We start from the raw sequence: 14,624 nt of genomic DNA on the forward strand, positions 1-14,624 counted from the left end.
ATCCTCCTTCCCGGAAAACGTCCCGATGGTGGCCCCGGTGCCGGCGGCAGACGGCTGTCCGCCGCCGACCAACTCGTCGTCTTCCTCCTCAAAAAGCGCTGGTCCATGACGAACGCCGTGCTCGCCGAGGCGACTGGCCTGAGTAAGAGCCGGATCGGCGCGACCCTCTGGGACGCCACCCCAGTACTCACCGCACTCGGTCACACCGCCTCCACCGGCGCCCTCACCGTGACCACGGCCCAACAACTTGCCGCGATCGCCGGGCGCGATCTCGCGAGCTCATGACCACGCCAAGACCAAGGACTTATTTTTCGACACTCCCCAGGGCTTCGGCGTAGTCGCGTGACGCCCGGTTCGTGGTGAACTGCCGGCTCAGCGGTGCTCCCGGAACGTGACAGGCACGGCTTCCAAGATCATGGAGTTCTCTACGCCCCGTGATCCAAGTGGAAGACCGTGCCTGCCGACGCATCATCTCTGATCCCGCCTGCCCTTGACCAACTGCGCGAGAATCCGCAGGTCGGACCCGGGGAGGTCCCGGGCCTGCTGGAGCGGCTGGCTGAGGTGCCGGACCCGCGTGACCCACGCGGGGTGCGCCACCGCCTGGCCGCTGTGCTCGCTCTCACCGCGTGCGCGGTGCTGGCCGGAGCGACCTCGCTGCTGGCGGTCGGCGAATGGATCGCCGATGCCCCTGGGTATGTGCTGGAACAGGTCGGTGCCGACCCCGATCCGCTTCTGCCCAGGCGGGTCCTGCCCGCCGGGACCACGGTCCGCCGACTGCTGGCCCGCATCGACGGCGACGCGCTGGACCTGGCTGTCGGGCGCTGGCTCGCCGACCGCCGCCTGAAGCCAACCGGGCTCCGCGGCCTCGCAGTGGACGGCAAGAGCCCCAGATCGCGCCGGACCCGGCTTTTTCCAGCGACTCGGCTTCCACGAAGACCCGAAACATCATCCACGCCCGATCGGATATGCCGTTTCGATTGTTTGCGTCACCTTGTTGCACCAGAGCCCGATCGTCATTCCCTTGCCGGCACCTCTCACGAGGTAGCGGTCTCCCTGCGTTTTGATCGGACTTCCAGCGTTTCGACAGGCCTGACGGACGGCGCTCTCTATCTGCTTCGGAGTCATGTGGTCGTAGAACTTGTCCTTCGTAGCGCACGCTGCCCTGGAGTTCCACGTCGCGGACGCTCTGCTGATAGGTCTTCCCCTCCGCGGTGTGCCGATCGAGTATATGCGGCATGTCGATCTTCACTTTCCTTGCGGCGGAGAAGCTGATGGGCCTGCCTTTGAGGCTGGTCGGCTTGTGGGTCAGGAAGGCGGCTGCGGCGCTGGGAACGAGATAGGCGTCGCCTTCGATGTCGTCACCGTGCTCGGCCACCCACTGGTCGAACCGGGCGCCGTAGTCACAGCCCGGGGTGGGTGCCCGGGCCGCCACCCCAGCAGTCGTCGTCCCAGATCCAGCCGGCGTACTCGACGGCGTGCGGGACGTTGCTGACGGCGCCGTAGAAGACCTCTCCGACGCTGCGGCAGACGCTGGACAGCAAGCCCCAGTCCTTGCAGCCGTCGTCCACATGGACGGCTTTCTGCTGTGCGGAGTTGCCGCCACCAGCGCCGGTGGAGAGGGGAGCTGCCGCCACCACCACCGCCAAGCTGCGCGAGCGCCCGCGCGGGGAGGGCTGGCGGCCGGGCGAGCCGTGGCGCGCCCCGTCCCGGCCGACGTGGCGGCCGGACATCCGGGCGGCGGTCATCTCCCGCACCCGGATCAACCTGCACCTGAAGATCGTCAAGCACGCGGCACCGGCCGCCAGGGCCGCCGGCGCGATGAGGGCGGCACACAGAACGGACCAGAAACGGGAGCGGTCCCCTCCCGCAGCTACCTGGGCCGTGGGCGTTGGAGAGTGGGCTGCTGCGTGCGCTTATTTGATCAAGCCTCGGACACCCCACCTCGCGAAAGCGCGAGGTTAAGAGGAGTGAACGAAGCCAGGCGGCCAGCGACCGGGGTTACGGCTGCACCTGTCTGACCAGGCGGCTCGGCCTCTCGGTGCCCGAGAGGCCGAGCCGTCTGTAGACGGGCAGCGCATCAGAGCGCCGCGGCCCACACCGAACCGGTCATGAAGCACATATCACACTGAGGTAGACGCGCACTCGCTCGGCCGTCAACGGTTGGACATCGAGCATGATGGCGTTGTCGCATCCGCCGATCCGGTTGACGTAGGTGCCGCTTTCCATCTGTACTCCGGTAGGGATTTCCTGCCATTCCCTCTCCGTGTTCGCGGGCTCGCCCTTCACCAACTGCAAGTTGTCCTGCCCGGACTCGGAGAGGAACGCGTGCAGCAATTTTCTGGACGTATCGAACTGCAATTCCCCTTCGCTGCCCGACCAGTTCTCCTGTTCGCAGTACCGCAGGTTCTCCGCCGCGGCGGGAATGGCGAGACCGTAGACCTGCTGGATCTTCTCAAGGCTCCGTCCGTCGGCGCACTCGTCGTACATCCGAGAGCCGTCCTGCACGCCGGCTCGAACGCTCGACTCCGCATCAGCCACACCACACCCCCAGCAGGCCAGTGCAACAAGAGCTGGCAGAAGGAACCTGCAGGCCAGTCTGCGTCCGTTGATCCGAATCTTCATGTCGCACTGATTCCCATCGGCTAGAAGTCATGCAGTGAGCTGGTACCGAGCATGTCGTACTCCCTCGCGTATCCGTGCTCATGGAGATCCAGGAACTGGCCCAAGTCGATCGAGGCCCCGCTGTATGGGACAGCTGCCTTCTTCCCCCGGTCGAAGTTCCAGTTCTTGAAGAGGTTGACACGATAGGTGCTGGTGACGCGATCGTCTGCGCCGACCGTCACCGAGGCGTTGATGCGGTACTTCACGTTGCCGATGGCGTTCTTGGCGTCGAGGCCTTTGAAGGTTCCCGGGAGCCAGCCGCTGTCCGCGCTGAAGGTACACGCCTTGCTTCCCTTGCAGCTACCGGCCGCTTCACGTCCCCAACTGCTCACCTGACGACTGATGAGTCCGCGCATTCCCGCATCGTTCAACAGGTCGTCCACCGTGGCCGCGTCCAGGTCGTAGTCGTCCCCGCTGGCCCCGCGATAGTGCTTCCACAGGGCGCACGACAGCTTGAGTCCGGCAGCGCACGCACCCTTCGTCAGGTCGTCGTACAGTGCGATCGAGTGAGACATGGAGGGACTGAAGTAGTCCCACAGGCTCCACTCCGACTTGTACGGCGCACCCATATGCGGCGTGTCCGCCTTCGTGCTGCCCGGCATACTGAGCGTCCCGTTGCGCGATCCGCTGGCGGTCCCGCTGCCCGATCGGCTCCCCGATCCGCCGCTAGCGGTGCCGCCCGTGTACTCCGGGCACTGCGGGTTGATGAGGCTAGGGCAGGCATACACGGGCTTGACGGCTTCGTTGGGTCGGCCATTCCCCGGGGTACCGTCGGGCCTCGTCGGACAGGCGGCGTCATCACCGTGCCCTCCGCAGGCCAGGCCCATGCCGCTGGGGTCCGCCTGGGTGATCGGGTTCTGCGCGGCGTAGCTGTAGCCGTTGAGGGTCTGGGGGATGTCGGTCTGCAGGAGTGGGTCGACGCTGATGAATTGGCCGATTGCGGCGTCGTATTCGCGTGCGCCGACGTGTGTGAGGCCGGTGTCGCTGTCCTTCGTCTTGCCCAGGAACGCCTTGTCGTCCGGCCAGCTTGCGGCGCTGCTGCCTCGTTCGGTGCCGAAGGGGGTCAGGTACCGCTTGGTCAGGGCCTGGGTGTCGGAGGTGATCGCCACGGTGTTGGTGTCGTGCTGGTCACCGGTGAGGTAGGTGGTCTTCGACGTGCCGGACTGGTTGCTGCACAGGGCGACGGTCTCGCCGCCGTGGGTGTAGTAGCGGTTGGCCCACGCCTTGCCTCCCTTCAGGTGCACCTCGGTGGCGCCCAGGTACAGGACGGTCTCCCCGTCGCCGGCGGTGTTGCGGCGGATGAGCAGGTTTCCGTCGGCCGCGTAGAGGTAGTCCGTGGCGCGGGCGGCACCGGTCGGGTCCTCGGTCAGGCGCGTGAGCCGGCCCTCGCTGTCCCAGTCGAGCTTCTGCGCGGTGCTGTCGTCCGGGCGCTTCGTCGTGTTGCCGTCGGCGTCGTAGGCGTACTGGGCCGTGGTACCGGTGCAGGTGCCGGTGGTGGTGGCGAGGAGGGTGTGGGGCTGGGCGGTGCCTTCCTTGTAGCAGTAGGTGGTGGTCGTCGAGCCGCTGCTGCCGTGGGTGGTCTCGGTCGCCCGCTGGCCGGCGTCGTCGTAGGTGTAGCTCGTCCAGTAGGGGGCCGCGCCGCCGAGGTTGGTGACGGTGCGCCCGCTGTCCGCGCAGTCTCCGGTGGTCGGTGTCCATGCCTCGGTCACGCGCTGGTAGCCGTCGTAGGCGAAGCACTGGGTGTCGGCCTTGCCGGTGCCCGCGAGGGTGGTGGTGTCGGCGATCTCGGTGACGTTGCCGGCGTCGTCGTAGGTGTAGTGCAGGTTGAGCGCGTCGTAGGCGTGGGTCTGTGCATGGACCTGGGTCTGGAGGAGGCGGTGGGTGCCGTCCTCGTAGCCGTAGGCGATGTCGACCTTGTTCGTGCCGGTCGCTTCCGAGGCGCCGAGGCGGAGGGTGGAGACCTGGCCGAGGTCGGTGTAGATGGTGTTCAGGACGATGCCCTTGCCGCCGGCGCTGAGCGTGGTGGGCAGGCCCTGGGCGGAGTAGTCGTACTCGATGGTCTCCGCCGGGAGGCCGCCGGCCGCGGGTTCGGTCGTCTGCTCCAGGGTGCCGTCGATCTTGTAGTGGGCGGTGAAGTCCAGGACGTTGGAGTCGAGGGCGCCCGAGGTGACCAGTTGCTCGTCGGCGGGAAGGGTGAGCTTCGAGCCGGTGACGTTGTAGCGGCTGTCGTACTCGGTGACGGCCTGCGTGTACGCCTTGCCGCCGGCTGCTCCCCCGACGTACCGCGTGGACGTGGCGGCCTTGCCCTTGCCCGAGGTCACGGTGTCGTAGGTGAGGTGGGTGAGCTTGTTGGCGTCCGTCTTCTGCGCCGCGAGGACCGACGCGTTCGTGAGGTCCGCGCCGGCCGCCGACTTCCAGGTGTCGATGACCCGGCCGAGCACGTCGTAGGCGGAGATCACCGCCTGCCCGCCGGCCGACTTGGTCCAGGCCTCCTGGTCGAGTGCCGTGTAGCCGGTGGTCGTGGTGCCCTTGTCCGGGTCGGTCGCGGAGACCTGGCGGCCGTACAGGTCGTAGGCGTACGACCAGACCGCGCCGTCCGGGCCGGTGATCGTCTTCTGTCTGTCGGCGGGTGTGTAGGTGAACCGGGTCCTGGCGAAGTCGGCGCCCACACCCGTGCCGTACTCGCTGTCCGCGGGCGAGGTGCTCGCGTACTGGCGGGTCTCGACCGTGCGGCCGAGAGCGTCGGTGATCGTGCGGCTCGCGGAGCCGCCGGTGACGGCGCTGGTGGCGGTGGAGTCACCGGTGTAGGTGGTGGTGGTCTGCCACTTCTGGACGCCGCCGACCAGGAAGGTCGTCGTGGTCGGGCGTCCGGCGGCGTCGTACCCGGTCCTGGTCAGGCTGGGGGCTTCCCCGTACTCGGTCTGCGCGTACGTCCCGGACGGCGCGGCGGTGTCGAAGATGTCGGCGTACGCCTCGTAGGCCAGGCCCCGGCTGTCGTAGCGGGTGTCGGTCAGGATCCGGCCGCTGGTGGCACCGGGGGTCTGCGTCTGGAGGGTGCGCAGGAGCGAGTCGTAGATCGTGTAGGAGGTGGAGTAGGTGGTGCCGTCCGCCCTCAGGGTGCCGGTGGAGGTCCAGGAGGGGGCGGTGCTGGAGATCGAGTAGTCGAAGACGTAGCTGGCGCTCTGTCCGCCGGCGTGGCTGCGGTTCGGGAGCCACACCGATGTGGTGCGGCCCAGCGCGTCGTAGGCCGTCTCCGTGATCCGGTTGTTCGGGTCGAAGGTCTTGGTGGTCTGGCCCCGCGCCGGGTCGATGTAGGCGTAGGTGCTGTAGAGCTTGGCGTCCTTGGTCTGCGTGCGGGTGAGCGGACCGGTGTCGGCGGGGGTGTAGGTGACGGTCGTCGGGTTGCCGGCGGGGTCCGTGGTGGTGGCGGGGCGGCCGAGGGTGTCGTAGGTGACGCGGCTGACGGTCTGCCAGGACGACGGGGCGCGCTCGCCCTCGGAGGCGGTGGCCGGGTAGGCCGAGGCGCGGCCGTTCCACGTCGCCTCGCCCTTGGTGGGGGTCTGCGTCGTGGTCCAGGCCGTGGCGCTGGCCGAGTCGTAGACGGTGGCCGTGTCGGAGACGATGTCACCGGAGGTCGCCGCGCCGGTGGGCAGGGACAGGTCCGCCTCGGCGACGGAGCACGCCCGGCCCACCGTGCGGGTGCGCGAGGTGAGGGAGTTGATGCCGAGGCTGTCGTTGCGGGCGTACCAGGTGCGGGTGCAGGTCTCGTCGCCGGTCTTGGCGACGTCACCGGTGCTCTCGGCCTTCACGGCCATGCCGTAGTCGTCGTAGGTGGTGGCCGAGGCGGTGGAGCGCCAGGACTGGGTGGCCGTGAGATAGGTGTGGCCGGTGGTTCTGGCGGTGCGGACGTAGTACGCCTCGGTGTCGGCGTACGACTTGTGCTGGGTGGCGGTCCGCTTCGACCAGGGGTCGCTGACGGTGACGGAGAGGGGGGTCGCGCCGTTGTAGGTGATCTCCTGGCGGAGGAAGCCGGCGAACTGCTCGCTGTCGGTCTGGTCGGGCACGTCCAGGCCGGTGAGGTCCGTGCCGGGCACGGTCGCGGTGCGCCGGGCGTCCGGGTCCAGGGTGCCGTCGGCGGCCAGGAGCCGGTCGCCGTTCATGCCCTGGAGGTAGACCGAGGTCTTCTTCGACAGGCCGGAGCCGGAGCCCTGGGTGACGGTGACGGTGCGGTAGCCGCGCCAGATGGACCAGGTGCGTTCGTCGGCCGGGGTGAAGGGTGAGTCGTTGTAGTGCCAGGCCGGGGTGCCGTAGGCGTAGTGGCTCTCCATGGTCGCGCCGTGGCCGGTGGGGTCGCTGGTGACCACGTCGGTGACGCGGTACTTGTGGAACCAGTCGACGGAGGCTTCCTCGGCGCCGTTGACGTGCCAGTACTGCGGGTAGCAGGACGACGTGTTCTCGTCCTCGGCCGCAGGCACGGAGCTGCCGCGCACGCATTCCGGGTCCGAGAGGGTCACGTCGGTGATGGAACCGGTCTCCGAGGTGACCGTGCGGATGCGGGGCTTGGTCAGCGGCAGGATGTCGTCCCGGTCGCCGTCCACGCGGTTGGGCCGCATGTCGTAGGTGAAGGTGACCGGGTTCAGGCCGATCGCGGTGCCGTTCTTGCCGGTGCGCTGCACGCTCTTGAGCGTCAGGGTCTGGTCGGTGGTGTCACCGATGTCACCGCCGTCGAGGTACTGCTGGGTCAGCTTCCAGGTGTCGACGGCTGTGAACGCGCTCGTGCCGGCGGACCAGACGTAGGTGTCGATCTCGGTCAGCCGCTTGCGGGTGAAGAACGACGGTCCGGTCGCAAGGCAGTCGTCACCCGAGGCGCAGATCGAGTCGAAGGGGACGTCCGGCCAGTTCGGGGCGGTGGAGTCCGTCAGTTCGGAGCAGTCGGAGGCGGTGCAGCGCTCGGCGTACGCGAACTCGACCTTGGCGGATGTCACGCCGGTGAACAGGGTCGTGGCGCGCTGCCCGTAGAGGATCTTGGTGAGGTAGCCGCCCCGGGTGTAGGAGGCGGTGGCGGTGCTCGCGCCGTTCTTGGCGTAGGAGTTGGTCTCCTTGGTGTACCAGTACGACATGGCGTTGTCGTGCAGGTCCTCGACGTAGTCGAGGTTCCACCGCCACGCCTGGGTGACGGCCCGGTCGGCGAACGCGCCGCCCTGGCTGTAGCCGGGTTCACCGGAGTCGTCGCCGAACACCGGGACGGTCCACACGGAGTTGGTGCGCTCGGTGCCGGCGCCGGTCAGCTTGTTCAGGCCGAAGACGTACCGGGTGCCGTCCCCGGTGGTGACGGTCCAGTGCTCACCGTTGTCGTCGCCGTTGTCGGCGCCGGTGGACAGGGTCACCGTCGAGGCGTCGTCGTTCTTCAGCCGCCACGTGCCCGTGGTGTCGTCCTTGACCAGTTCGGACGACTTGCCGTTCAGGACGAGGCTGGCGTTGTCGAACTTCCAGCACAGGTCGAACTTGTCCGTCTGCCCGTCCTCGTCGCACGCCCCGTAGGTGCGCTCGATGTAGGAGTCGGCGGTGGAGGTGAAGCCCTCGCCGATCTGGGTGGACTGGTTGTTCGTCGAAGCGGTTCTCCCGTCGACCGCCCCGGAGTCGTAGCTCAGGGTGAGGTCCGCAGACGGTCCGGGCGCGGGCGGGACCTGCACGGGGTGGGACCAGGTGAACGCCCCGGACGACCCGCCGGCCTCCCAGGTGGAGGAGGGAGACAGCTGAGTCGCCGCGTAGGTGCCCGAACCGGATGCGGATTCCCCCGACGTGGTCGCGGCGAGGGCCAGCACGGTGGGGGCGGCGGCCGACAGAGCGACCGTTCCGGTGACGGTCCGGCCGGAGACGTCGTTGGCCGACGCCACCTCGGTGGTGGTGCGGCACTCGGCCTTCTCCGGTGTGGTCAGGGCACACTCCGGCAGCCGGACCAGGCCCAGACGGCCCGACCAGCCACCGCCGTACGCGGAGGCGAAGGCGCCGTAGTCCACGCTGATGTCGGCGGTCCCCGCCTCGGTGGCCTCGGCGGTGAGCACGACGCCGCGGACACCGGCGTCGGTCGCGGCCCGGTGGCCCAGTACCTTCACCCGCACGGTTCCGTCGGCGGGCGACGTCGCCGCCTCGGGAGCGGCGACGGCGACGGGCAGTCCGCCGACCTGCGCCGGGGCTTTCCTGCCCGCGGCGGAGACGGATATCCGGCCGCTGCCGCCCTGCGGCCAGGCGGCCCGCTGCTCGGCCTCGGCGCTGTCGGCCTGGGTCTTGTTCTTCTTCCTCCCGGTGGACACCGCCGCGCGCTCCCCCTCGGCGCCGAGCCCGGTCACCTCCTCGGTCGGGGTGACCTGCCGTTCCCACAGGGGCTTCAGGTCGGGCGAGCCGCCCGCAGCCTGGGCTACCGGCGTCAGACCGCCGCCGGCCACCGCCACCGACACCAGCAGAAACAGCACACTTCTGACACGATCATGCCAATGGCTGCCGCGTGGCATCCGTCTTCCGAACACTGACAACCCCCATCAGGGTCACGGGTGAACTGAGCATGGGTAAGCGGCCGTGCGTGCGGGCACCGCGCCGTACGAGCAAAAGAAGGCCCCGGTGTGACGGCCGGCCCCAGGGGACAGGGCCGGCCGTCTCACGGGATCAGCCGATCAGCCGGACACGTCGTCGTTCTCGTCGTCCTGGGCGACGCCCACCATGGCGCCGACCTGGTCGCTGTCGGCGGCGGCACCGGCCCAGATCCTGATGTCCGTGATCCGGCCGGGCAGGTAGTGGCCCCAGGCCGCGTCGACGAAGCCCTTGCCGCCGGCGAGCTCCCCGGAGCCGATCACCGCGGTGTACGCGGTGTCCACACCGTTCTGGGTGGAGGCGAGGTAAAGCCGGATCGTCCCCTCCTGGGCGTCGTACACCCCGGTCAGCCGTACCGCGCCACCGGCCGCCGCCTCCTCGGAGTCGACCGCGGTGAAGGAGCCGTCGGCGTTGAGGCGGCCGAAGCGCCAGAACCCGACGGGCCGGGTCAGCAGGTCGCCCGTCTCCTCGTCGATGTACTCCTCGACGCCGGTGCGCTGGTACCACAGACCCCACGCCGAACCGCCGGCCGTCCGCTGTCCGAGCACCTGGGCCGTGTAACCGTTCGCTTTGCCGTCCAGGACCGTCTGGTCCAGTTCGACCTCGGTGGTCACCGTGAAGGACTCCCGGTCGTCGACGACCGGACCGGGCGCGGTGACCGAGTCGTCGACACCGTCCAGCACGATCGCGTCGTCGGTGACGGACGCCCCGCCGTTCAGCTGGAGGCCGCGGCCATAACCGCTGACCGTGTCGGTGAGGGCGGCGGTGCCCGTGCTGCCCTGCGGCTGCCAGGCCGCCACGAGTTCCACGGCGCGGGCGCTCTCGTCCGCGGTCAGGAGCTTGGCCACCTTGGCGACCTCGGCGTCCGGCAGAGCGGTCTGGAAGGCGGCGACCTCGTCCACGCGGCCCTTCCAGTAGTTGTTGAACGTGCCGTTGTAGCCGCCCGCACGGCCGATCTGGAAGTTGCCGTCGACCACGGTCGCCCAGCCCGCCTCGGGAACCGGCACCGGGTCGCCCTGGCGCTGCCCGTTCACGAAGAGGCTCAGGGTGTGCGCGTCACCGTCGTAGACCCCGGCCAGATGCGTCCAGGTCTTCAGCGTGATGCCCGGCGTCGCGTCGGCGTTCGCGCCGATGTACTTGCGCGTGCCGTTCTCCCACCAGTACATCAGGAACACCCAGCGGCCGACGCCCGGCGAGTAGTACAGCGAGAACCCCTTGTTGTCGCTGCCGGTCTGGGACAGCACCGTGCGGAACGCGGTGTCGTCCGCCGGGTAGGCCCAGGCCGACACCGTGAACGAGGACTGAGAGTTGACCACGGGGCCGGACGAGTCCGCGTATCCGGTCTGGTTGGCGGTGTTCGTGGTGTCGTTCAGCCACAGCGACCGTCCTCCCTCACCGGTCCGGGAGAACGTCGACCAGCCCGCCCCTGCAGTGCGCAGCGTCAGGTCGTGCCGGCTGCCCGGCGCCGTCCCCGCGTCGGCCGCGGCGGTCGCCCCCGAGCCCGGGGCGGAGTCGTCGAAGTGCCACAGCCCAAAGGGGCCTTCGCCTTCGGCGACGTTGAACCGGATCGCGGCGGTCTCCCCCGACTGGCCGGTCCCCACGCTGTCCACCGCCCGCACGTACAGGACCTGGACGCCCGAGAGCGCCGGCTTGACCGAGCGGGTGAGCGTGCTCGTCGCGGCCGCCTTCGTCCACACCTTGTCGGTGGCGAGCTTGTACTCGAACGCGACGACGTTGGCGTCGGCGGAGTTCTTGGTGAACGTGAACTGCCCCGCGACGCCGGGCCCGCCCGTCGCCTCACCGCAGCCGTCCCCGTCGTCCGGGCACACCGCGTACACCGCTCCGGCGGGGGCGGTGACCGTCGGTGCCTTCGGACGGGTCGAGTCGATCGTGAAGTAGCACCAGCCCTTCGTCGTCACCGTGCTGTGGCTCTCGATCGAACTGTCGCCGCTGTTGTAGTAGGAGCGGGTGAACACGGCCATCCGGTAGGAGGCGTTCTGCGCCAGTGTGACCGGGGAGTCCACGGTCACCGTGGCGTTGTCCCCCACGTAGCCGCTGGACGGGCGGACCGGCTCGGTCGCCACCTCCGACCACCCGTCGGACGTCTTGCGCTGCACGTAGAAGCGGGCCCGCAGACTGGCCCCGCCCTCACCGCCCGCGGCCGCCTGGACCCGCGCGCTGAACTTCGGTGTCGGGTCGGAGATCCAGGCCGGGTCCGCCGCGTTCGTCTCGCACGAGGACGCGACCGTCGGGCTGGTCGGTACCGCGGGCAGTCCCACGTAGGTGACGGCCAGGACCGCGTCGTTGCGGAACCGCTTCCAGGCCGACGCGTCCGTCTCGTCCTTGGCCTTGAGCATCAGGGTCAGGCGCGAGAACTTGCCGTCGGCGAAGCTCTTCACCGTCGGCGTGAGGTTCTCGTAGCTCTCGTTCGGGTCGTCGTTGAACTCGATGGGAGCCGCCGGGGTGTCCGGATCGCACGAGGAACCGCGGCCGGCGGACACGTTCCGGTCACCCACCAGGTCCAGATGGGCGGGGCGCGACGCCCACGTCGTGGACGAGGAGATGTTGTTGGTCCGGTACAGCTGCACCCACCTCGGGTCGCACTGGAACGCCCATGGCTCGGTCACCCGGAACGTGGCGTCCAGCACCCTCTTGCCCTTGAGGTTGGCCGGGGAGAACTCGAAGTAGAGGCGCTGCGTATAGCCCGGGCCGCAGTAGTACCCGCCCCAGGTACCGCACTTGCCGACGCCCTTGCCCAGGTTGTCGTCCCCGTTGCCCCAGCCGTACGACTCGTAGCCGTCCGACCGCAGCAGGGTCCGCTCCGCCTCGCCCCAGGTCACCGTGGGATCGATGTAGAGCGGGAAGTGCTGGGCCTCGGTGTCCGCCAGCAGCTCGGGGTCGGGCGTGACCGTGAGGGAGTCCTCGTCGACCGCGACGTCCATCGGCTTGACCGTGTCACCGGCCATCGGCTCGGCACCCACCTCGCCGCCGTCCGCCTGCTCACCGGGATCCGTCGAGGCGTCGGCGGCCCGCAGGGACGACGTCTCCGCCGCCGGCGCCGCGGCACCGGCGCCCGCCGAGTCCCACATCTGCGCCCGCGGCGCCCGGAACACCCAGTTGCCGTCGGCGTCGACAGCGTTGTAGCCGCCGCTGTTGTTCTCGACGACACTCAGCTGCGACGTCCGCAGCGAGTACTCGATCTGGTGCAGTTCGGGTTGTGCGGCGGCCTCGGGGGTTCTGACGACCAGGACATGCCGGAAACCCTCGACAGAGGCTGTGACTTGAAGATCCACGTCCTTCAGGACGTCGCGGTACACAGCGCTCGTCCCGTCCAGTTCGGGTTCCGGCAGTGCGCCGAGCCACCCCAGCGCGAGAGACTGGCCGTCCTCCTCGATGCGCACCAGCGGATCGTCGCCCCCGCCGCCGGAGAACTCCATGCTCACGGCGGCGGCCTTGGGTGCCACCGTCCCGTCCGTCCGGCGTACCAGGGTCGCGTCCGGAGACTCCCAGCCCCCGTCGGCCGTCGCCACCCGCAGCGGGACGGCCGACTGCTCCAGCGTGAACGTCGACCCGCCGGGGTTGGCATAGACGGTCGTGTCCTCCGACCGTTCGCCCGTCACCTCGACGCGTTCACCGGTCTCCTCCGCCTGCACCAGCGCCTGCGCCGCCTCGCTCTCCACGGAGGCGTCCTCAGCGGCTGTGGCGGCGCCTGTGTGCGCGGCCGCCTGCGCCGTCGTGGGCGTGAACCCCAGCAGCAGAGCGGCAGCCGTCAAGACCGTCAGAATTCCGTCCGACCCCACGCGTCTTCGGAAACGCCTACGCACCGGCCCCCCTTTTTTCTTCCTATGTCAAGCCCCGATAAGCCCCCCAGGAGCAGCCACATTCCAACATCGACTTCCTGCACATGACAAGCACCTTTTGGCGGAGAGGGGGAGATGCTTCGGCAGCGCGCACACAAACACTCCCCGCGGAATCCTCCGGCGATAGAAAAACCCGGGACGGGATGAACTCTCATCGACATTTCGGCGAATAAGGATCGGCCGGCGTATTTCCGGTTCTGGTGCTCCGCTCGAATTCGGCACCACGGGGAGTCGGGAGTCGCTGGAGCGTGTTCCTCGGGTGCGGGCCGGTCGGTCAGGCCGGTCCTATGCCTCGTCTTCGCTCTCGGTCTCGGCGTCGACGACGGTGAGGACGAGGTGCGAGGGCAGATCGCCTCCGGTCCGGAGGGTCTGGGTGGTGGTCTTGCCGGTCTCCGCCAGCCAGGGGTTCTCGTCCGTGCCGGGGTGCGGCAGGACCAACACACCCGAGTTCGGGCTCGGGTCGCAGACCTACAACACGGTGTGGGGAACCACCGGCAACGCCTACGACCCCGACCGCACGGCAGGAGGCAGCAGCGGCGGAGCGGGCTCCGCCCTGGCGCTGCGCATGCTGCCCGTGGCCGACGGCAGCGACTTCATGGGATCGCTGCGCAACCCGGCCGCCTTCAACAACGTCCTCGGATTCCGGCCCAGTTGGGGGCGCGTACCCGAATCGGGCTTCATCGCCACACCCGCGGTCGTCGGGCCCATGGCACACACCGCCGCCGACCTGGCCGCACTGCTGTCCGTCATGGCCGGACCCGACGCCGGCGCACCCCTCGCCGTCGACGGCGACTCCTCGGCGTTCACCCGCTCCCTCCAGCGGAACTTCCGCGGCACCCGGATCGCCTGGGTCGGGGACTGGAACGGCCACCTGGCCACCGAGCCGGGGCTGCTCGACCTGTGCGAGACGTCGTTCGCCGCGTTCGAGTCCATCGGATGCGGCGTGGACAGCGCCCTTCCCTCGTACGACCCGGACAAGATCTGGGACACGTTCCTGACCTGGCGCTGGTGGGGCAACGCCGGGGCGGGCTACGACTACTACACCGACCCCGCCCGGCGGAAGCTGCTCAAGCCCGAAGCGGTGTGGGAGATCGAGCGGGGACTCGAACTCAGCGGCCTCGACGTCTCCCGGGCGGCGGCCGCCCGCACCGACCTGTACGCGGCCGTACAGAAGCTGTTCGAGACCTACGACTTCATCCTCGCGCCCTCGGCGCAGGTGTTCCCCTTCGGCAAGAAGGTGCACTGGCCCACCGAGATCGCCGGACGCGCCATGGACACCTACCACCGCTGGATGGAGACCGCGGCCTGCTGGTCACTGACCGGCCTGCCCGCGCTGGGCATGCCCGTCGGCTTCAGCCGACAGGGGCTGCCCATGGGCGTCCAGCTCATCGGCAAGCACCACGCCGACCTGGCCGTGCTGCAACTGGCCCACGCCTACGAACAGGCCACGGGCTGGGTCGCGAAGAGGCCGCCGTCGCTCATCACCTCCGCTCACTGAGCGCTGCCGGGCCGGCC

At 69.2% G+C, this 14,624-nt stretch carries 7 protein-coding genes and 1 pseudogene; 3 read left to right on the forward strand and 5 right to left on the reverse strand.

What is annotated here, in order from left to right:
• Both ACFV9M_RS19015 and ACFV9M_RS19020 read left to right on the forward strand, forming a co-directional pair.
• Positions 1–285: pseudogene (locus tag ACFV9M_RS19015) on the forward strand (ISAzo13 family transposase); the annotation flags it as partial.
• A 303-nt stretch (positions 286–588) separates the two neighbouring features.
• Positions 589–1,272 (forward strand): transposase family protein, encoded by a 684-nt coding sequence (locus tag ACFV9M_RS19020; RefSeq protein WP_385102496.1) that lies wholly within the window; start codon positions 589–591, stop codon positions 1,270–1,272.
• A 128-nt stretch (positions 1,273–1,400) separates the two neighbouring features.
• Here the strand turns inward: ACFV9M_RS19020 and ACFV9M_RS19025 are convergent, their stop codons facing one another.
• From ACFV9M_RS19025 to ACFV9M_RS19045, 5 genes are all read right to left on the reverse strand, one after another.
• Positions 1,401–1,745 carry a hypothetical protein gene (locus ACFV9M_RS19025; protein WP_385070719.1) on the reverse strand — a complete coding sequence of 115 codons (345 nt, stop codon included), beginning with the start codon at positions 1,743–1,745 and terminating at the stop codon, positions 1,401–1,403.
• Between the two features lie 361 nt (positions 1,746–2,106).
• Complete coding sequence (locus ACFV9M_RS19030; protein WP_385070709.1) at positions 2,107–2,538, reverse strand: hypothetical protein; 432 nt, start codon at positions 2,536–2,538, stop codon at positions 2,107–2,109.
• Between the two features lie 104 nt (positions 2,539–2,642).
• Complete coding sequence (locus ACFV9M_RS19035; RefSeq protein WP_385070707.1) at positions 2,643–9,134, reverse strand: RHS repeat-associated core domain-containing protein; 6,492 nt, start codon at positions 9,132–9,134, stop codon at positions 2,643–2,645.
• Positions 9,135–9,332: 198 nt separating this feature from the next.
• Entirely contained in the window at positions 9,333–13,022 is a 3,690-nt protein-coding gene (locus ACFV9M_RS19040; protein ID WP_385070705.1) for a LamG-like jellyroll fold domain-containing protein, read from the reverse strand.
• A 372-nt stretch (positions 13,023–13,394) separates the two neighbouring features.
• Positions 13,395–13,550 carry a hypothetical protein gene (locus tag ACFV9M_RS19045; protein ID WP_385070701.1) on the reverse strand — a complete coding sequence of 52 codons (156 nt, stop codon included), beginning with the start codon at positions 13,548–13,550 and terminating at the stop codon, positions 13,395–13,397.
• 37 nt (positions 13,551–13,587) lie between these two features.
• Between ACFV9M_RS19045 and ACFV9M_RS19050 the strand changes: the two genes are divergently transcribed.
• On the forward strand, positions 13,588–14,607 hold the full coding sequence (locus tag ACFV9M_RS19050; RefSeq protein ID WP_385070698.1) for an amidase: 1,020 nt from the start codon (positions 13,588–13,590) through the stop codon (positions 14,605–14,607).
• Positions 14,608–14,624 lie beyond the last annotated feature (17 nt).

It is taken from the genome of Streptomyces sp. NPDC059895, from assembly GCF_042731035.1.
In the GTDB taxonomy this organism is placed as follows: Bacteria; Actinomycetota; Actinomycetes; order Streptomycetales; family Streptomycetaceae; genus Streptomyces.

Bases quoted from the DNA above. Each gene is read 5' to 3' on its own strand.
- ACFV9M_RS19025 (WP_385070719.1), bottom strand. From the start codon at position 1,745: ATGACCGCCGCCCGGATGTCCGGCCGCCACGTCGGCCGGGACGGGGCG.